This is a genomic window from Streptomyces sp. NPDC007157, assembly GCF_040634235.1.
Classification (GTDB): Bacteria; Actinomycetota; Actinomycetes; order Streptomycetales; family Streptomycetaceae; genus Streptomyces.
In genome coordinates this window covers 1-19,102 of sequence record NZ_JBEYFE010000047.1, presented here as the reverse complement: position 1 = coordinate 19,102, position 19,102 = coordinate 1, and the positions used below count along the sequence as shown (strand labels likewise).

19 protein-coding genes are annotated in these 19,102 nt (G+C 70.6%); 16 read left to right on the top strand and 3 right to left on the bottom strand.

The window, feature by feature from the left end:
• Positions 1–70: 70 nt before the first annotated feature.
• Positions 71–1,933: a helix-turn-helix transcriptional regulator gene (locus ABZ642_RS44515; protein WP_360496871.1), complete on the top strand. Its 1,863-nt coding sequence runs from the start codon at positions 71–73 to the stop codon at positions 1,931–1,933.
• On the opposite strand, the gene dtd is transcribed toward ABZ642_RS44515, so the two are convergent.
• Complete coding sequence (gene dtd, locus ABZ642_RS44510) at positions 1,911–2,336, bottom strand: D-aminoacyl-tRNA deacylase (RefSeq protein WP_360496868.1); 426 nt, start codon at positions 2,334–2,336, stop codon at positions 1,911–1,913. The two genes, ABZ642_RS44515 and dtd, sit on opposite strands and share 23 nt — an antisense overlap.
• A gap of 158 nt (positions 2,337–2,494) precedes the next feature.
• Here dtd and ABZ642_RS44505 point away from each other — a divergent pair, with 158 nt between their 5' ends.
• From ABZ642_RS44505 to ABZ642_RS44495, 3 genes are all read left to right on the top strand, one after another.
• Positions 2,495–3,088, top strand: a complete 594-nt coding sequence (locus tag ABZ642_RS44505) for an aerial mycelium formation protein (protein WP_360496865.1) — start codon at positions 2,495–2,497, stop codon at positions 3,086–3,088.
• Positions 3,089–3,195: 107 nt separating this feature from the next.
• A complete protein-coding gene (locus tag ABZ642_RS44500; RefSeq protein WP_360496862.1) occupies positions 3,196–4,440 on the top strand; it encodes a GNAT family N-acetyltransferase in 1,245 nt (414 codons plus the stop codon).
• 363 nt (positions 4,441–4,803) lie between these two features.
• Positions 4,804–5,718 (top strand): winged helix-turn-helix domain-containing protein, encoded by a 915-nt coding sequence (locus ABZ642_RS44495; protein WP_360496860.1) that lies wholly within the window; start codon positions 4,804–4,806, stop codon positions 5,716–5,718.
• Positions 5,719–5,736: 18 nt separating this feature from the next.
• Here ABZ642_RS44495 and ABZ642_RS44490 read toward each other — a convergent pair whose 3' ends face one another.
• Entirely contained in the window at positions 5,737–5,928 is a 192-nt protein-coding gene (locus ABZ642_RS44490; protein WP_360496857.1) for a hypothetical protein, read from the bottom strand.
• Positions 5,929–6,071: 143 nt separating this feature from the next.
• Here ABZ642_RS44490 and ABZ642_RS44485 point away from each other — a divergent pair, with 143 nt between their 5' ends.
• The 9 genes from ABZ642_RS44485 to ABZ642_RS44445 all read left to right on the top strand — a co-directional run bounded on the left by ABZ642_RS44485 (position 6,072) and on the right by ABZ642_RS44445 (position 16,299).
• Positions 6,072–6,941 (top strand): GntR family transcriptional regulator, encoded by an 870-nt coding sequence (locus tag ABZ642_RS44485; RefSeq protein ID WP_360496854.1) that lies wholly within the window; start codon positions 6,072–6,074, stop codon positions 6,939–6,941.
• A 29-nt stretch (positions 6,942–6,970) separates the two neighbouring features.
• Entirely contained in the window at positions 6,971–7,684 is a 714-nt protein-coding gene (locus tag ABZ642_RS44480) for an HAD-IA family hydrolase (protein ID WP_360496851.1), read from the top strand.
• A 326-nt stretch (positions 7,685–8,010) separates the two neighbouring features.
• Positions 8,011–8,883 carry a winged helix-turn-helix domain-containing protein gene (locus tag ABZ642_RS44475; RefSeq protein ID WP_360496848.1) on the top strand — a complete coding sequence of 291 codons (873 nt, stop codon included), beginning with the start codon at positions 8,011–8,013 and terminating at the stop codon, positions 8,881–8,883.
• Positions 8,884–9,232: 349 nt separating this feature from the next.
• A complete protein-coding gene (locus tag ABZ642_RS44470; RefSeq protein WP_360496945.1) occupies positions 9,233–11,353 on the top strand; it encodes an aminoglycoside phosphotransferase family protein in 2,121 nt (706 codons plus the stop codon).
• An 81-nt stretch (positions 11,354–11,434) separates the two neighbouring features.
• Entirely contained in the window at positions 11,435–12,316 is an 882-nt protein-coding gene (locus ABZ642_RS44465) for a hypothetical protein (RefSeq protein WP_360496846.1), read from the top strand.
• A gap of 24 nt (positions 12,317–12,340) precedes the next feature.
• A complete protein-coding gene (locus ABZ642_RS44460; RefSeq protein WP_360496843.1) occupies positions 12,341–12,949 on the top strand; it encodes a TetR family transcriptional regulator in 609 nt (202 codons plus the stop codon).
• Between the two features lie 41 nt (positions 12,950–12,990).
• Positions 12,991–15,054: an AAA family ATPase gene (locus tag ABZ642_RS44455; protein ID WP_360496840.1), complete on the top strand. Its 2,064-nt coding sequence runs from the start codon at positions 12,991–12,993 to the stop codon at positions 15,052–15,054.
• A 15-nt stretch (positions 15,055–15,069) separates the two neighbouring features.
• Positions 15,070–15,546, top strand: a complete 477-nt coding sequence (locus tag ABZ642_RS44450) for an HAD domain-containing protein (protein WP_360496837.1) — start codon at positions 15,070–15,072, stop codon at positions 15,544–15,546.
• A 213-nt stretch (positions 15,547–15,759) separates the two neighbouring features.
• On the top strand, positions 15,760–16,299 hold the full coding sequence (locus ABZ642_RS44445; RefSeq protein WP_360496942.1) for a DUF6817 domain-containing protein: 540 nt from the start codon (positions 15,760–15,762) through the stop codon (positions 16,297–16,299).
• Positions 16,300–16,416: 117 nt separating this feature from the next.
• Here ABZ642_RS44445 and ABZ642_RS44440 read toward each other — a convergent pair whose 3' ends face one another.
• Complete coding sequence (locus ABZ642_RS44440) at positions 16,417–17,070, bottom strand: class I SAM-dependent methyltransferase (RefSeq protein ID WP_360496834.1); 654 nt, start codon at positions 17,068–17,070, stop codon at positions 16,417–16,419.
• A 178-nt stretch (positions 17,071–17,248) separates the two neighbouring features.
• Between ABZ642_RS44440 and ABZ642_RS44435 the strand changes: the two genes are divergently transcribed.
• The 3 genes from ABZ642_RS44435 (at position 17,249) to ABZ642_RS44425 (ending at position 18,964) form a co-directional block, all read left to right on the top strand.
• On the top strand, positions 17,249–17,767 hold the full coding sequence (locus ABZ642_RS44435; RefSeq protein ID WP_360496831.1) for a helix-turn-helix transcriptional regulator: 519 nt from the start codon (positions 17,249–17,251) through the stop codon (positions 17,765–17,767).
• A gap of 77 nt (positions 17,768–17,844) precedes the next feature.
• Positions 17,845–18,495, top strand: coding sequence for a hypothetical protein (locus ABZ642_RS44430; protein ID WP_360496828.1), 651 nt, complete (start codon positions 17,845–17,847; stop codon positions 18,493–18,495).
• 127 nt (positions 18,496–18,622) lie between these two features.
• Entirely contained in the window at positions 18,623–18,964 is a 342-nt protein-coding gene (locus ABZ642_RS44425; RefSeq protein WP_360496940.1) for a DUF2516 family protein, read from the top strand.
• Positions 18,965–19,102: the final 138 nt, after the last annotated feature.

Genomic DNA, 19,102 nt, shown 5'->3' with positions numbered 1-19,102 from the left:
GGCAGCGACTTCCTGAACACGGTGTGCACGTGTTCGACCCATCGGTCGACGTGCCCCCGGGGGAGGCGCCTTGACACCGCAGGAGGAGTTCGCCGAGGCCCTGCGCGTGCGCCGGGAGGCCGCCGAACTCTCTCTCGCCGAGCTGGCCAGACGGGTCCACTACAGCAAGAGCTACCTCAGCCGGGTGGAGAACGGCCTGCGGCCGCCCGGCCGGCTGCTGGCCGAGCGCTGTGACGCCGCCCTGCGGGCCGACGGCGCCCTGCTCGCCCTGCTGCCGCCCGGACCCGAGCCGCACGAGCGACGGGACGCCGGAGGGGCTGGAGGTGCCGGAGGGGCTGGAGGTGCCGGAGGGGCTGGAGGTGCCGGAGGGGACCGAGGGGCCGGGGCCGACCGGCCCGTACGCCGTCCCCGTCCCGACCCGGCGCCGCCCGCCCGGCCGGGCCCCAGCGGCTACGGCGCCGAGTTCGACCAGCACATCCGGCGCGGCGACACCCGCCACCTCCTCGGCGAGATGTACGAGGCGGGCCGGCACTACCAGGCCGCCTACGAGGCCGCCGGCGGCGACGAACAGGCCCGCGCCCACGCCGTCGTCCGCAGTGCCCGCCGCTGGTCGGACCCCGGCCAGGTCGACCGCGACCTGCTCTTCCGCATCGACGCCTGCCTGGCCGCGCTGGCGGACCGCGAGGACGCCCCCGCCGTGGAACTGCGCCTCCAACTCACCGCCCACCGGGCCAAGAAGCTCGCCATGGCCATCGGCTACGACACCGCGATGACCGGCGCCGAACCCCGCACCGGCGCCCGGCTGGCCCGCCAGACCCTCGCGGAGCTGCGCGAACTCGGCCGCCGGACCCCCGGCCTGATCGGCGACGAGGCCCGCTGCGAGGTACTGACCGAGACCCGCTGGGCCCTGTACGACTTCGCCCCGGCCCGCGAACTGCTCGCCCTCTCCAGCGAACTCCGCGACCTCGCCGTACGCTCCCACTCCGCCTACTTCCAGGGCGAGGCCCTGGTCGCCCTGGCCATCGACCAGCTCCGCACCGGCCGGGTGCCCGCCGCCGAGGCGACCATCAACGTCCACCGCGAGTACGCCGCCCGGCACCGCAGCCGGCTCGCCCACTGGCAGCAGCGCACCCTGGACGCCCTGATGAGCCTGTGGCGCGGTGAGTTCGCCGCCGCCGCGCGGTGGATCCTCGGGGAGGCCGGGGAGGTGGCGGCCGCGATGGAGGGCGGGCTGTCGATGCCCGCCGACACCCTCGGCCAGACCGTCCTCGGCCAGGAGTTCTGGCTGCGGCACGAACAGGGCCGGCTGGCCGAGCTGTTCGCCTCCCCGCGCATGGCCGGCGTGCAGCAGCGCGGCTACTTCCCGGTGTGGCGGGCGGGCCTGGCCCTGGCCCTGTGCGAGACCGGACGGTACGAACAGGCCGTGGACCAGTTACGGGCGTTCGCCGCCGACACCGACGGGTTCACCCGGTTCCCGCCGAGCGGCTGGGCCCTGCCCACCGCCGCGGTCCTCGCCCAGGTCTGCGCCGAACTGGCCGAGCGCACCGACCGCCGCGGCGAACTGGCGGCGTACGTCCCGCCGCTGCGCGCCCTCCTCGACGCGCACGGCGACGAAGTCGTCCTGGCCGGCTGGCCCACCGTCCTGCTGGGCCCCGCCGCCCGCTTCAGCGCGCTGCTCGCCCTGGTCGCCGGTGAACCGGAGACGGCCCTCGGGCACCTGGGCCGGGCCGTGCGGCTCGCCCAGCGCTATCCGGCCCAGATGGCCCGGCTCCGCCTCGACGAGGCCCGCGCCCGGATCCGCACCGGCTCCCCGACCGCCCGGGACACCGCCCACGACCTGGCCAGGACCGCGCTCGGCACGGCGGAGGAACTCGGCATGGCGGGTCTGGCCCGCGCCTGCCGGGAACTGCTCACATCTCCAGCAGAACGGTGAACGGCCCGTCGTTCGTCAGCGATACCCGCATCTGCGCCCCGAAACGCCCGGTGGCCACGGTCGCCCCCAGAGCCCGCAGCTGCGCCACGACCTCCTCGACCAGCGGCTCGGCCACCTCGCCCGGCGCCGCCGCGTTCCACGTCGGCCGCCGCCCCTTGCGCGCATCGCCGTACAGCGTGAACTGGCTGATCACCAACAGCGGCGCGTCGATGTCACTGCAGGACTTCTCGTCGGCCAGCATCCGGATCGACCAGAGTTTCCGGGCCAGTTGGGCCGCCTTCTCCTTGGTGTCGCCGTGGGTCACGCCCACGAGCACACACAGCCCCTCGCCCTCGATCGCGCCGACCGTCTCGCCATCCACGACGACATCGGCTCCGTCCACCCGCTGAACCACAGCTCGCATGCGGACCATCATGCCCGGTGCCCCGGCGGCCCCCGCGAGGGGTCCATTATTGATCCTTAACCTCACATCTAGGGCCGTTCGGGGGCACTCGGTCACATTGCGGCCACTTGGGGTGGCACCATGCTTCCACACGCCGGTCGAGGGGACGGTAGAGGCGTATGAGCACACCGAGTACCGGGCGACTGAAGGTGCAGGGCACGCAGAGCGCGCAGAGCCTGCCCCGGCCGCCCGCACAGCGCGGCGAGGGCATCGCCCTGCCCGCGGAGCCGCCCGAGCACGACCTGACCCGCCTGAGCCTGCCCGAACTGCGCGTCCTGCGTCGGGACGCGCAACGCGACGAGGCAGACCTCAGCTATGTACGACGGCTGCTCCAGGGCCGTATCGACATCCTCCGGGCGGAACTGGCCCGGCGCTCCCCGGCGGGCGCGGCCGCCGTCGTGGACCGCCTCCCGGAGATCCTGACCGACGCCCCGGCCCGCCACCGCTCCTCGGCCCGCCACGTCACCCTGGGCACCCCGCACAACGAGGAGTACGACCGGCTGGCCGCCGACATGCTGGCAGAGGTGGAACTCTCCGACCTCCAGGCCCGCACGGACACCGAACTGACGACGGCGATGGGCCGCCTGGTCCGCTACGAGCAGGAGGTGTCGAGACGACGACAGCGCCTGCAGCGGACGGCCGACGACTCGAGTGGGGAGATCACCCGCAGGTACCGGGAGGGCGAAGCCCAGGTCGACGACCTACTGACGTGAGCCGCGGCGGCCCCTTCAGGGGCGCGAGGAACCGCTCGATCGGCCCCCACGCGCCCGCGCCCGAAAATAGAACTGCACCACCCCGATCGAACACCTACCGTGCTGTCATGAATGACGCCGTCGAAGTCCGCCCGATCACCGAACCCGAGCTGGAGGACTGGCACCGGGCCCTGAAGACCGGCTTCCTGCAGCCGCCCACCCTCCCGGCCGACCAACTCGACGCCCGCCGACGGCAGTTCGTACCGGGCAGACTCCTCGGCGCCTTCGACGGCTCCCGTTGTGTGGCCACGTTCCGCTCCTTCGACCAGGAGCTCACCACCGTCGGCGGCGCGACCGTCCCCGCCGACGCCATCTCCAACGTCACGGTCACCGCCACCCACCGCCGCCGCGGCCTGCTCACCCGCATGATGAGCCAGGACCTCGCCGCGGCGAAGGAGCGCGGGGACGTGGTCGCGACCCTGATCGCCGCCGAGTACCCGATCTACGGCCGCTTCGGCTTCGGCCCGGCGACCACGCTGACGGAGTGGACGGTCGAGGTCGGGCGCACCGGTCTGGACCCCCGCTGGTCGGCCCCCGAGGACGGCGGCCGGATCGACCTCCTCGACGCCGAGGACGTCCGCAAGCTCGGTCCCGAACTGCACGAGCGGGTCCGCCGCGGCACGCCCGGCGCGATCAGCCGCAGCGAGCTGTGGTGGCAGCTGCGCACCGGCGCGGTCCGCTTCGAAAGCGACTGGAAGGAGCCGTTCCACGCGGCCTACCGGTCGGCGGAGGGTGAGGTCGAGGGGCTGGTGGCGTACGAGGTGGACGACACCTGGCACGGCAAGCAGCCGGACGAGACGGCCACCGTGAAGTGGCTGCTCGGCGCCACGCCCGCGGCCGAGCGTGCGCTGTGGCACTACCTGTGCTCGATCGACTGGATCACCAGGGTGAAGAGCGGCTGGCGGTCGCCGGACGACCTGCTGCCGCACTACCTCCCCGACCCGCGCGCCGCCCGGATCACCACTCAGGCCGACTGGCTGTGGGTGCGGATCCTGGACGTCGTACGGGCCCTGGAGACGCGAACGTACGACGTGCCGGGGTCGCTGGTCCTTGAGGTGGTGGACCGGCAGGGGCTGGCCGGCGGCCGGTTCCGGCTGGACGCCTCCCCCGAAGGGGCGTCCTGCGTCCCGACCGCCGACGTCCCCGAACTCACCCTCGACATCGCCGAGTTGGCGAGCGTCTGGCTCGGTGACCAGTCCGTGGCGCGGCTGCACGCGCTCGGCCGGGTCCAGGAAGCGCGAGTGGGCGCCGCCCGGAAGGCCGACGCCCTGCTGCGTACGTCCGGGCGTCCTTGGTGCCCGGACATCTTCTGAGACGGTCTCCTTCCGTTCGGCGACGGTTCCTGAATCACCTTGTTCACTTGTTCAGCTGTGCTCATCCGTAGCGAGCCGTTCGAGCTGTGAAGTTGTGGCTGTGCGGGTCTGCCGGTGTTCAGTTGTCGGTGTTCAGTTGTGACTGTGCTCAGGTGCGGTGCGCTGGTCGTGCATCTCGGCGGCTGCCCAGGTCGACCGGGCTCCCGGCTCCCCTCCGGAAGGGAACCCCGTCGGCCAACCACCGGGAAAGTGTGACCATGTTGCAGAAGTTGGTGGCCAACTCCACTGTACTTATCTCCGCTTGGAAGCGACTCATAACCACCTTCCCGTGAACTGCCGAAAGATGGCGGGAAGTTGTACTGTTTGTCCGTGGACCCGGAACACGTCTCCGCCAGTGGACGGGAGAGGTCGCAGCGGCCTCAGGCGTCACACCGCGCGGTGGCCGACGTGCTGCGCACCCGGATCAGGTCAGGGGTGCTGCGGCCGGGCCAGCGCATGCCCACCCAGGCCAAGCTGGCCGACGAGTTCGGCGTCGAGCGGGGGGCCGTCCGGCAGGCGCTGCGCATCCTGCAGTCGGAGCATCTGCTCACCAACGCGTCGAAGGGCGCGCCGGCGACCGTCGCCCCTGATCCGGGCCCGGTCCGGTTCGCCGTGGGCCCGGAGGCGCCGCCGCAGCCCACCATGGTGGCCCTCGCCTCCCGGATAGAGGCGGCCTTCGCGGCCCCGGAGGTGGAGATCGACGCGCTCTGTCTGACCTCGGTCTCCCTCAACCTCGCGCTCGGCGAGCCGCTGCGGCTCATCCACGCGGGGCGTCTGGAACCGGCCAAGATCGACGTGCGGGTGCTGCTGCCGAGCCGGAACATCGACCTCGCGTTCCCGACGGCGCTGGACGCCTCGGCCGAGGACGCGGTGCACAACCGCTGGCTGGCCCAGCGCAACGCCCAGGGCCAGGTGCTCCGGCACAACCTGCTGGCGCTGCGCGCCACGCACGGCATCGACGTCAGGGTCACCTTCCGGGCCCTGCCGTTCACCCCGCCGGTCAAGCTGTACCTGCTCAACGGGGTGGAGGCGCTGTTCGCGTACTACACGCTGGGGCGCCATGAGCGGGAGATCGGCCACGAGCACCTGCAGACGTACGACGCCGTGGGCACGCGGTCGATGCTCTTCGCGTTCGAGCAGGGCGCCGGCCTGCGGGACACCGCGTTCGTGGACCAGTCCAGGCGGTGGTTCGACGCCCTGTGGGAGACGATCAGTTCGGAGTTGCAGCTGACGGCCTAGCGCTCACCGGGCCGGTCCTCACAGTGCGGGACCGGTGATCAGCAGGGCGAGCAGGACCGCGCCGACGGAGCTGACCGCGGGACTCTTGGCCTTGATCCCCACGGTGAGCAACAGCAGGCCGATAATGCCGGTGGCACCGTACTTCGACTGGACCATCTGTTCGAAGCCGACGACGAAGACGGCGGAGAAGAGAGCGAGAGCGGCGGGCATGTCGGTTCCCCCATCGTCGGGAAGCAAAGCTTCCACCAACTCAATCAAGTTGGTAACCAACTCTGGTTAAGTTGTTCCCAGTTGGCTGTGACTTATAACCAATCTTCAAACAACTCCCGGTAGATGGATCAGAGTTGTAGCGTTTGGTCGTGACCCAGGAGAACGTGGCAGTGAACGCCGGCAGCACACCTCAGGAGATCGCCGACACCCTGCGGGAACGCATCCGCAAGGGCGACATCAAGGTCGGTGACCGTCTGCCCACCCAGGCCGAGCTGGCCGAGGAGTTCGGCGTGGAGCGGGGTGCCGTACGCCAGGCCATGCGGGTGCTGCAGGACTACGGTCTCCTCGCCAACGTCACCAAGGGCAGCCCGCCGCGCGTCGCCGAACCTGCTGCCCGGCCCCTCGGCGAGCCGCAGCCGACGATGGTCGGCCTCGGCCCCCGTATGACGGAGGCGTTCGCCGCCCCGCACGTCCGCATAGACGCCGCCTGCCTCACCGCCCAGAGCCTGCTCCCGGCGCTCGCCGAACCCCTGCGCCTGATCCACGAGGGCCGGATCCGCCCGGAGAGCATCGACGTCCGCGTCCTGCTGCCCGGCCGCGGCATCAACCTCGCGTTCCCGGTCCCGGTCGAGGGCGACGACGACACCGTCCACAACCGCTGGCTCGGTATGCGCAACGCCCAGGGCCAGGTCCTCCAGTACAACCTCCAGGGGCTGCGCTCCACCCACGGCATCGACGTGCGGGTCACCTTCCGGGCCCTGCCCTTCACCCCGCCGGTCAAGCTCTACCTGCTCAACGGCGCGGAGGCGCTGTTCGCGTACTACATGGTCATGCGCCGGGAGGAGCAGACCGAGTCCGGCATGCTCGACATGTACGACGCCGTGGGCTCCGAGTCCCTCCTCTTCTCCTTCGAGAAACGAGCCGGCCACCGCGACGCCGCGTTCGTGGAGCAATCGCAGAAGTGGTTCGACGCCCTCTGGGAAACCATCACCACGGACCTGACACTCTCCTAGTGACTTCTGATACGACGCAGACTGAACTGGTGGCGACCGAGAGTGAGAACCAGGCCGAAGGACTCGCGGATCTGATCAGAAGTGCCCGTGTCGTCCTCTGGGACTTCGACGGCCCGATCTGCCGTCTGTTCGCGGGACACTCGGCGGAGAGCGTGGCCGACGGCCTGGTGGAGTGGCTGGCGAGCCGGGGCCTGCGCGGCCTGGTCACGGAGACCGAGCGCGACTCCCTCGACCCGCACCTCGTGCTGCGCGCCGTGGACCGCCGGCATCCCGGCAGCGACCTGGTCGCCGAGTTGGAGGAACGACTCACCAAGGAGGAGCTACGGGCCGCGGCGACAGCGATGCCGACGGCGTATGCGGACATCCTCATCCAGACCTGGCGAGCGCGTGGCGTCCGTATGGCGGTGACGACCAACAACTCCCCCCGGGTGGTCCGCGCCTACCTCGACGACCGCGGCCTCACCCCCTGCTTCGCCCCGCACATCTACGGCCGCACCAAGGATCTGCACCGTCTCAAGCCGGACCCGCACTGCCTCAACCGTGCCCTCAACGCGATGGGCGCCGCCCCCGCCGCGGCCCTGATGATCGGCGACTCCCCGACGGACTTCGAGGCGGCCGAGAGTGCCGGCGTCCCCTTCCTGGGCTACGCGCGTAACGCACGGAAAGCCAAGCTTTTGACCGAGGCCGGCGCGTCGTGTGTCGTGGGGTCCCTGCGTCCGCTTCTGGAGATACTCCGGCACTAGCCGGCACCGAGCGGGTCCGCCTGCCCGGTGACCGGGCGGCCCCGCGTCCGCGCCGCCATGCCGCCAGCACGCCGATCAGACCGGATACGGAAACAGCCAGTTGGAACAGGTCGTCGATCCGAACCGTGACGCCGAGTACCCGTAACTCCATGGTGCCCGCCCCCTGCAAGCTCTGGTCGACCGTGCAGCACCCGGCCCTTCTTGCCTGGTTGCCGGTCAATATCAGGCATGCCCAGGCAAGTTGATCCGTTAACCGGTCGGCCCGCACCGTTTCCTGACTGACCGGATGGTGTTTGCGGAGCGGCGGTGAGCGGAACGTTCGCTGTATGGCGGGCAGGCAGGCACATGACGGTGGTGGCAAGGCTTTCCGGCAGGTTTCCGAGGCGCTGCGGGCCCGGATGGTCGACGGGACGTACCAGTTGGGTGCCGAGCTGCCCGCGCAGGGCAGGCTCGCCAAGGAGTTCGGGGTGTCCCGTGACACCGTGCAGCGGGTGGTGCGCGAACTCGGCAACGAGGGGTGGATCGAATCCCGCCAGGGCAGCCCGGCGCGGGTCGTCAAGGTCCAGCGGGTGCAGTCCACCACGGCCAAGGCCACCAGGTCACGGCAGGTGATGATGCTGGGGCCGTTGATCAGCGAGGCGTTCGAACAGCCCGAAGTCACCCTGGACGTCTTCACGTTGACCTCGGAGTCCCTCGACACCCACATCCGGCTCCAGGCGGAGCGGATCCGGGCCGGGGCCATCGCCCCCGCCGGCATCGTCGTGCGGATGCTGCTGCCTGACCCTCAGCTCGACCTGCCGTATCCCGTGATCAGGCATGACAAGAGCGATCCGCGTCTGAGGGACCGGTTGCGCGCCATCACCGACCGGCACACGGAATCGCTGCGTACCGCACTCCGGGACCTGCAGGCCGAACGGTTCGTGCCGTCCGTCGACGTCCAGGTCAGGCATGTGCGGCTGGTTCCGGCCTTCAAGCTCTACGTCATCAACGGCACAGAGGTGCTGCACGGCCTGTACGAGGTCGTCGAACGGCCCATCATCCTGGACACGGGCGAGGAGATCGACGCGCTCGACGTGCTGGGACTGGGCGCCATGCTGACGCACCACGTCAAGGACGCCGACCCGAACTCGCCGGGATCGGTCTTCGTGCTGAAGATGCGGTCGTGGTTCGAGTCCGTCTGGGACCTTCTCGCCGAGTAGGTCGCCAAGTAGGTCGTCGAGGGAAAAAGGGTGGGGGGCAAGCGCGGTGCGCTAGCATGCCCGCATTGTGTGAGCAACCGCTCCGGTTCCTACGTATGAGAAGGTCAAGCACACCGATCTCAGAACGACCTGACGCAGCGGGGCACCAAACCCACCCGTTGTGGCTACTCGATTGCGCCTCTGGTCGTGCGGGCAGTCAGCCGCGTTTACCGTTTGCCGTACTTTCCAGCCAGCGCTAGCAATTCCGGAGCGGCCAGTGGGCGCATCTTCCGTTCCCTCAATTTCGATCGGGGAACGCGCCAAACCCGGCACAGGTGATGCGCTTTATGAGCACATCGTGCGCCCTGCCATGCGGCACGGCAAGGCCCACAGCGGGTATCACAACAAGAACTACGTTCTGCCGTTGACCGGCCCCATGGCCCAGTTGCTGAACCGTGAGCCCGGCATGTCGGCGACGGTGCGCGTCCGGCGTGCCGACGCGCTGCCGGTGGTGATCAGGACCTGGCAGAACGAGGCCGAGATCCTCAGGGCCGTCCGGGCCGCGCTGCCGCACGTGCCGGAATGTCTCTTCGAGGGAAATGGGTTCGCCATCCACAGCTATGTGGAAGGAGTGCCGCTGTCCAGCGTCTGTGGCAACGGCAAACCCGTCGACACCCTGCTCATCGGGGAGATCGCCCAACTCCTGGCCCAGATGGCCCAGGTGCGACGAGGCACCCTGCCGGGCCTGCCGGCCTCCTGGCCCAGTAACGGCCAGGACAGCCAGGGCTTTCTGCAGACGCTGGCGCACTGCGCGGACCAGCAGATCCGGCGGGCCAACCTGCATGCGTTCGGCGGGCTGTTCGCGGCCCTCGGCATTCCGGAGGACGCCCTCACCAGGTTCGCGGAGCGGGTTCCGGTGATGGCCCGGCGGCCGTACAGCCTGCTCCACGCCGACCTGCACCGGGACAACCTGATCGTCACCTACGGAGGTCATCCGTCGCTCATCTGCGTCGACTGGGAGCTCGCCACCTACGGCGATCCCCTCCATGACCTGGCGACCCACCTGGTGCGCATGCAGTATCCCGGTGACCAGTGGTCCGAGGTGATCGAGACCTGGGTCCGCGCCATGGAGGGCACCCGGCCCGGAGCCGTCAACGGCGTGTCCAAGGATCTGCGCCACTACGTCGCCTTCGAGCAGGCGCAGTCCGTGTATCCGGACGTCATGCGGGCCGCGACATCGCTGGACGAATCGTTCGACCAGAAGGGCCTGGACGAGGCAACGGTGGTGGTGCGCCGTGCCCTGGCCGCCGCCCAGGCGCCGCTGCGGCTGCGGCACCTGCCCGGCGAGGCCGAGATCGAACGCGTTCTGTTCCGGTGGCGGATTTCCCGGGGAGAGGCACGCAAGGGGCTTTTCTCAAGTTTCGTCACCGTGCCCTGGACACCGGACAAACGTGTTCCCGAACGCCCGGACTTTCCTTATCTGGCAGTTCAGGGAGCATTGCACGCCGAGGGTGCGGCCCCGGCCGGCCGGGTGTTCAAGGGGACCGGTCACCTGAATTCCGTGGTACGGGTGCCCGGCATCGATTTCCCTGTCGTGGTGCGCCGCAAAGTGAAGAACGTTTTCCGGCGCGAACGCAGTTTTCTCAGCGAGCACGCCGTACTCAAGGCCATCGAGACCTCACGGGTTTCGGTGGCGGCACCGCGAATCCTGGCCCTGGGCGAGAGCTACCCCGGTAAGTACCGGAAAGACAGCTTCGCCATTCACACCTACGAAGGGCCGCTCGACATCGACAGGCCGCCCAACCATCCGGTGCACGGCCTGCTGCCGCACGAAGCGGATCGGCTGGTCGACCAGCTCTGTGCGCTGAAGGGCGTCGACTACACCAAGCTCGACCCGGCTGCCGGAGCGGCAGGCTACAGCTTCTACAGCTATCTGAGTGACCAGCTCGTCCTCCTGGTAGGGGGCCTGCCCAAGGAATCGCAGCAACTCGCCAGGCAACTCGGCCTGCCGGATGCCGAACGGCTCCGGCAGATACTGGCCCGACACCGGGTGAGCGATCGCGAACCGACCCTCCTGCACGGCGACCTGAATCCCTGGAACCTCGTGCGGCGGGACGACGCCCTGGCGTTGACCATCATCGACTGGGAGATGGCGATCGTGGGCGACCCCCTGTACGACCTGGTGCGGCACATGCATCTCACCCCGACCCGGCCGGAGATCCGCGATCGGATGTTCCGCCGCTGGGAGCGCCTGCTGCCGGACACCCACACCCGTGCCTGGCAACAGGACTGGCGGGTCTACCGGTGGATCGAGATCGTCCGCTCGGCCTACGTGGACCTGGACCGGCTGGTCACCGGAGCGAGCCTGGACGCCCCCAACGTCCGCCGGGCCGTGGACTCGTACGCCATGACACTGGCGGCGGCGATCGGTTCCCTGGGCCTGCCGGCCCGGGCAACGGCGAATCCCCATCTTGCCCGTGCCCTGGCATAGGTGGACCATGGCGGAACCGAATACCGGTCTGCCCACGGGTCTGTGGCGCCGGCGGGGCAGTGCTGCGCGGAGGGGGCGTGCATGTCCGGGCGGAGCGACGGTTCGGCGGACGGGACCGGGGGGTCCCGGCTGAGGCGGTTTCAGGAGCGGGTCGAGCCGGCGGTGACCCGTGTCCTGCTGTTCGGCATCTTCGTCACCGGCCTCACGGCCCAGTTCGTGAAGCCGGTCGGCGACGCCCTGCAGGGCAAGGCCTATCTCGGCGGCGCGCTTCTGAGCCTGGTCGGATACGTCCTGTACGACCAGCTGAAGGAGCTGACGTCGTCGGTCCGTGCCCCGACCCGGGCCTTGGTGAACTCCAGCCAGCTGGGAAGTTTCGTCGGCCAGGCCTTCGAGGCGCGAAGGGTGGAGATCAGCTTTCTCGGCTACACGGGCGAGACGCTCTACGCGAGTCTGTATCACCGCCTGGAGGACCTTTTCGACCGCCCCGGCCCCACGCGCAGGGTGCTGATCCGCATGCTGGTCCCGGACTTCGGGCAGCCGATGACCGTTCCCTCCAAGGTGGGGGACCGGGACATGCCCGTGGACGACCCCGACTTCCGCAAGCGCATGGAGCAGCGATGCCGCGAGTACGACGGCATACTCTCCGACCTCGCGGAACGGCTCACGGAGGCCGGCCGGGTGCGGGTCGAGTGCGAATACCGCCTCTATCCCGGCATCCCGCGCGACAAGATCTGCATATTCAACAGGCAGCAGGTGCTGCACGGGCTCTATGACCTGTCCGTGCGGATGCGGCTGAACCACCTGAGCGACGAGTACTACGACCCCAAGGGCTACCGGACCGACCTGAACGTGTGGTCCCGGGAGGGTGCGGCGGAGGAGGCCGTGGCGACCTGGACCAAACACTTCGACGACCTGTGGTTCCTTGCCAAGCGCCCGCACTGGCGTCAGGGGACGTCGGCCTGAGCCGTCGCTGCGTAGGCTCGCCCCATGGGTGAGACGGGCCTGCGTGAGCGCAAGAAGCGGCGGATGTACGAGGACGTGTCGGACATCGCCGTACGGCTGTTCCTGGCGAAGGGGTTCGACGCGGTGTCGGTCGCCGAGGTGGCGGCCGCGGCCGGTATCTCCAAGCCGACGCTGTTCCGGTACTTCCCGGTCAAGGAGGACCTGGTCCTGCACCGGATCGCCGACCACGAGACGGAGGCCGCGCGGCTGGTCGCGGGGGCCGAGTCCCCGGTCGGCGTGCTGAGGGCGCACTTCCTGGACGGCCTCCGCCGCAACGACCCGATCACCGGGCTCAACGACCACCCCCAGATCCTCGCCTTCCACACCCTCCTCAACAGCACCGCCACCCTCGTCGCCCGCCAGCACACCTATCTGGAACGGTCCGAGGCCGCGCTCGCCGAGGCCCTCGGAGGCACCCTGGACGCCCGGCTGGCCGCCGGCCAGATCATCGCCGTACAGCGGATCCTCGCGCAGGACAACTGGCGGCGGATCGCGGCCGGAGAGCGGGTCGAGGAGGTGCGGGAGGACGCGGTGCGGGCGGCGGAGCGGGCCTTCGGGCGGCTGGAACGGGCTCTGTCCGATCACCCCGGTTAAAAATTTAACCGGGTTACGTTTTCTCGTCTACGCTGTTCCCCATGCAGCAGGAACCCGCCCAGCAGGAACCGGCTCAGCAGGAACCGGCTCAGCAGGAACCCGCCCAGCGTGAACTCGACCGGGAACGCGCCTACCACGACACCTGCCGAGCCGCCTTCGCCCGCATGGTCGAAGGCGCCGCCGAGCACGTCGTCACCGGCGAGGACGTCTCCGCCTCCGGCGCCGACGCCGAGGTCCTCGGGTACCGGCTGCGCAGCCGGGCCAAGGAGATGCGCGAACTGCCTCAGGGCCCGCTGTTCTTCGGCAAGCTGGACTTCGACTCCGGCGAGCACGCCGGACAGAGCTACCGCATCGGCCGACTGCGGATCAGCGCGGAACCGACCGCCCCGCCCCTGGTCGTCGACTGGCGGGCGCCCGTCTCCCGGGCCTTCTACCAGGCCGGCCCCGACGAACCGCAGGGCGTCGCGGTACGGCGCCGGTTCGGCTGGGCCCCGGGCGGCCACGGCGACTCCGCCGACCTCACCGGCTGGGAGGACGAGCGGCTGACCGCGGGCGAGGCCGGCCCCGGCACCCTCCTCGCCCGGGAGATCGAACGGCCCCGCGTCGGCCCCATGCGGGACATCGCCGCCACCATCCAGCCCGACCAGGACGACCTGGTACGCGCCGACCTCACCGCCTCCGTCTGCGTCCAGGGCGCCCCGGGCACCGGCAAGACCGCCGTCGGCCTGCACCGCGCCGCCTACCTCCTCTACACCCACCCCCAGCGCGTCCGCCGCTCCGGCCTGCTGATCCTCGGCCCCAACCGCACCTTCCTCTCCTACATCTCCGAGGTGCTGCCGGCGCTGGGCGAGACCGGCGTACGCCAGACCACCCTCCACGAGGAGATCGCCCGCCACCCGGCCACCGGCACCGACTCCGCCCGCGCCGCCGCCCTCAAGCACGACCCCCGGATGGCCGAGGTCCTGCGCCGCGCCCTGTACGCCCACGTGTCCACGGAGGCCGTCCACCCTCTCTCCCTCTCCGACGGCACCTACACCTGGCGGGTGTCCGCCGCCGCGCTGACCGAGATCGTCGCGGCGGTACGGCGCGAGGAACTGCCGTACGCCGTCGGGCGCGAGCGGGTGCGGGGGCGGGCGATGCGGGCCGTACAGCTCCAGGCCGAACGGCGGGCCGGGCCGCAGCCGGCCGCCTGGACCCGCCGCCTGGAACGGTCGCGGGCCATGAGCGCCTGCCTCGACACCGTCTGGCCGAAGGTCCGCCCGGAGGAGGTGCTGGCCGAACTCCTCACGGACGCCGAGGTGCTGGCGCGGGCGGCCGAGGGCCTCCTCGATCCCGACGAGCAGCAGGCGTTGCGCTGGCCCCGCCCGCCACGCTCGTACAAGTCCGCCCGCTGGTCACCCGCCGACCTGGTCCTCCTCGACGAGGTCGCCGGGCTCGTCGAACACCCCGAGGGCTACGGCCATGTCGTCGTCGACGAGGCCCAGGACCTGTCTCCCATGGAGTGCCGGGCGATCGCCCGCCGGGCCGTCTTCGGCTCGCTCACCGTCCTCGGTGACCTGGCCCAGGCCACCACGCCCTGGTCGGCGCGGAGCTGGGACGCCGTACTGCGCCACCTGGGCAAGCCGGACGCGAGGGTCGTCCCGCTCACCACCGGGTTCCGCGTCCCGGCGGCGGTCGTGGACCTGACGAACCGGCTGCTCGAACGGCTGGACACGGACGTGCCCCCGGCCCGGTCCCACCGCGCCGACGGGGAGCTGACCATCCGTCCGACGCGGGACGTGCGGGCCACCACGGTCACCGCGGTACGGGAGGCCCTGGCCCGCGAGGGATCGGTGGGCGTCCTGGCGGCGGACGCACAGGTCGCCGACGTACGCGCCGCGCTCACCGCCGCGGGCATCGAACCGGCGGCGGCGGACCAGCTCGGCGCCAGGGTGGCCGTGGTCCCGGCGAGTCTGGTCAAGGGCCTGGAGTACGACCATGTGGTGGCGGTGGAACCGGCGGCGGTGGCGGAGGGCGAGGAACGCGGGCTGCACCGGCTGTACGTGGTGCTGACCCGGGCGGTGACCAGGCTGGACGTGGTGCACGCGAGGCCGCTGCCGTTCTGAGGGATCCTGTCCCCGATGATTCTCTTCCTGGACATCGACGGCACCCTCATCCCCTTCGGTGCCCCGGCGGGGCACCCGTACCCCGCCTACGAGACGGCCCACGCCCCCTTGAACCCGCTGGTCACCCGCATCGACCCGGCGCTGGGCCCGCGGCTGGCCGCACTCGGCTGCCAGCTCGTCTGGGCCACCACCTGGATGGACGACGCGAACGCCTGCGTCGCCCCGTGGCTGGGTCTGCCCCCGCTGCCCGTCGTGGAGTGGCCGGACGAGGACGAGCCGCCCGCCCTGCTGCACTGGAAGACGCGGCCGCTGGTGGAGTGGGCGGGGGAGCGGCCGTTCATCTGGATCGACGACGAGATCACCGAGGCCGACCGCGCCTGGGTCGCCACCCACCATCACGGCCCGGCCCTGCTCCACCGCGTCGCCCACGAGTTCGGCCTGACACCGGCGGACCTCGGCGCCCTGGAATCCTGGCTGACGACACACGGCTGACGGTCCGTGGATGGCGGGGGCGTGGATGGCGGCGGTCTGGATGGCGGGGGCGTGGATGGCGGGGGCGTGGATGGCGGAGGCACGGATGGGTGCCCGGCCCCGCGTGCGGGAAGGATCCCGACCGTGTCCGATACCCCTGCCGCTGCCGAGACCCCTGCCGAGACCTCTGCCCCTGTCGCCCTCCCGGCCGCCACCGAGGCCGCCGTCGTCCTCCTGCGGGACCTCGGTGCCGACGGGATCTCCCACCCCGGCGGGACCCTCCTCGCGCATCTCCGGCGCGTCGAGGAGCAGCTCGCCGTATGGGGTGCGCGTCCCGCTCTCCGGCTCGCGGGCCTCTGCCACGCGTTCTACGGCACCGACGGCTTCCCCACCGCGCTGTTTCCCCTGAGCCGCCGTGCCGAACTCGCCGCGGTGATCGGCGGGGAGGCCGAAGCCCTGGTGTACCTCTACGGCTCCTGCGACCGGAAGGCCACGTATCCGGCGCTGCCGGACGCCGACGCCCCGGTCCATGACCGGTTCACCGGCCGCGCCCGTGTTCCCGGCCCCCGGCCGCGCCAGGACTTCGCCGAACTGACGGCCGCCAACGAACTCGACCTCGCCGGTGTGGACCCGTCCTTCCGCGAGAAGTGGGGTCCCGGTCTCCTCACCCTGTTCACCCGCTTCCGCCCGCTGCTGAGCCAACCGGCCTGGGAGTCCTGCCAGAGCGTGCTCGGGGGGAGGCGAGCGGCGGCCCGGCTCAGTAGCCCTGGGTGATCACCTTTTCCCGCATCAGCTTCTGCATCACGCGCTGATCGGCGCCCTGCCTGGGACGTGTTGGCCGGGGCTGTCCCGCTGGGGCGAGGTTCGGCATGTGCCGGCGGGGAGCCGGGGTCAGCAGAGATGCCCTCGACGAGCCAGGATCTGGATTCCCTTCGACTCGTGTCCGTTCATGGTGGCGACCGTGATTCGGCGGGTGTCGGCGATCTCGAAGTCTGCAAGCAGGGAGGTGAACCAGTCGCTCGGGTGATGGCGGCAGACTGCGCCGTCGCCGGTTTCGAACACTCCGTAGGTGCCGTAGCGTTCCGCGAACCTGGCATAGCGGGCACGATTGCGCTCGTCGTCCTGTAGCAGCAGATCGCTGAGGTAGAGCGTTCCGCCCGGTTTGAGAACGCGGCTCAGTTCGCCGACCAGCCGTCGCTGTGCGTCGTTGCCGGGGATGCAGGTCAGCACCGCGAAGAGTATGACCACCTCGATGCTTGCGTCCGGGTGGGCCAGCATCGGCGGTGCGTCCAGTACGGCGAAGCGCATCGTGGGATGCAGGGTGTGTGCTCGGGAGATCATCCCTGGTGCGGTGTCGACGCCGGCGAGGTCGGTGAAGCCCTGCTGTTCGAGGGCTTGCATGGTCCGGCCGTAGCCGCAGCCGTAGTCCAGGATCGAGGCATGCCGGTCGGTGCCGTCCAGCCAGGGCATGTGCAGCGGATGCGTGAACGTCTTGGTCGCCGCGGCGGCGTCCCAGTAGGTGGTCTGGCTGTTGAGGTCGGACATGGCGGATACCTCCATCGCGCTCTGACACAGCGGTCGCGCTGCCACGATCTCGGATCCTGTGATCTGCCCTGACGGACAGGACATCTGCCGAGGCCCGGCCTCATCCGTGGCGACACGTTGGCACACTTTTGCAAGCGGGTGCTTGCAATTGTTAGCGAGGATGGGGCAGGGTGGAGGTATGGCATCGCTCAACGTCGGCAATCTCGGTGAGTATCTGCGCGAACAGCGGCGCAACGCGCAGCTGTCGCTCAGGCAGCTCGCCGACGCCGCCGGGGTGTCCAATCCGTACCTGAGCCAGATCGAGCGCGGGCTGCGCAAGCCGAGCGCGGAGGTGCTCCAGCAGGTCGCGAAAGCCCTGCGGATCTCCGCCGAGACGCTGTACGTCCGCGCCGGCATCCTCGACGCCGAGCGGGATCTGAACGAGGTGGAGACCCGCGCGGTCATCCTCGCCGACCCCACCCTCGACGAGCGGCAGAAGCAGGTGCTGCTCCAGATCTACGAGTCGTTCCGCAAGGAGAACGGCTTCGGGTCGGGCGAGGAGAGCGCGCGTGCCGCCGGCAGCGAGGCCGGCGATGTGCGGGGCGACGGCGTGCGGGGCGACGGCGGCGAGGCCGGCAGTGACATCGGCAGTGACGCCGACAGCGGTACCGGCAGTGATGCCGGCAGCGAGACCGATCCGGGGCGGACGGCCGGATGAGCCGGCCAAGCGCGCCGACCGCCACGCCACGGACCACAAAACCCTCAGCCGAACCTGAATCCGGGAGGACCATCACCATGGCCATCACCGACGATCTGCGCAAGACCCTCAGCGACCCGACTCCGTTCTACTTCGCCGCCGGCACCGCAGACCTCGCCCTCCAGCAGGCCAGGAAGGTCCCCGGCCTGGTCGAGCAGCTGCGGGCCGAGGCCCCGGCCCGCATCGACGCGGTCCGCAAGGCCGACCCGAAGGCCGTGCAGGAGAAGGCCGCCACCCGCGCCAAGGAGGCCGGTGCCAAGGCCAAGGAGGCGCAGGCCAGCCTCCAGGCCAGGGTCAACGACTTCATCGTCTCCCTCGACGGCGACCTCAAGAAGCTCGGCGAGTCCGCCCAGGACTTCGCGCTGCGCCAGGTCGGCGTGGCCGCCGAGTACGCCGTCAAGGCCCGCGAGACCTACGAGAAGGTCGCTGAGCACGGCGAGCAGGCCGTGAAGACCTGGCGCGGCGAGGCCGCCGACGAGATCGAGGACCTGGCCATCGCCGTCGAGGGCAAGCCCGAGCCGGTCGTGGTCAAGGCCGAGGAGAAGAAGGCGGAGCAGCCGAAGGCCGCCGAGGCCAAGCCGGTCGCGGTGAAGAAGGCCCCGACCGCCAACGCCAACGCCAACGCCAAGAAGGCCCCGGCGCCCCGCAAGGCCACCCCGGCCAAGAAGACCACCCCGCCGACCAAGTAACCGGCAGGGCGAGGGGACGCACGGGCCGGGCACTCCTCGGGTGTCCGGCCCGTTATACGGGACAGCGGGATCGGCCCAGAGGGTACGGTGGCCGCGTAGGAACAAGCCGAAACGGGTGGTGGACGTTGTGCTGATGCAGGGCTTCTCAAGCTTTCTGGGGCTGCTCTACCTCGCCATGCTGGTCCTCGCCGTGGTGGCGCTGGTCATGGCCGCGCTCTTCCGGACCGACGCGTACCGGGCCGCCGACAAGCAGAACAAGGGCTTCTGGCTGATCATCCTCGGCATCGCGGTCGCGGTGAACCTGCTGGTGCCCATGCTCTTCCTCCAGCTGGCGGGCCTGGTCGCCACGATCGTCTTCTTCGTCGACGTCCGCCCGGCCCTCAGGCAGGTCTCCGGCCGCGGCTTCGGCCGCCGAGGCGGCGGCAGCAGCAGCGACGGCCCGTACGGCCCGTACAACGGCGGCCGGTGATTCCGCGGGGCGCGCCCGCTGAGATACGCCCACAGCCCCGCGCCCCCGCGGGGCGCGGGGGGGGTGGGGGACACGGGCCCCCCCCGGGGGCGGGGCCCGCCCCAGCCGGGCGCCCCCCGCGCGGCGCCCGCCCCCCCC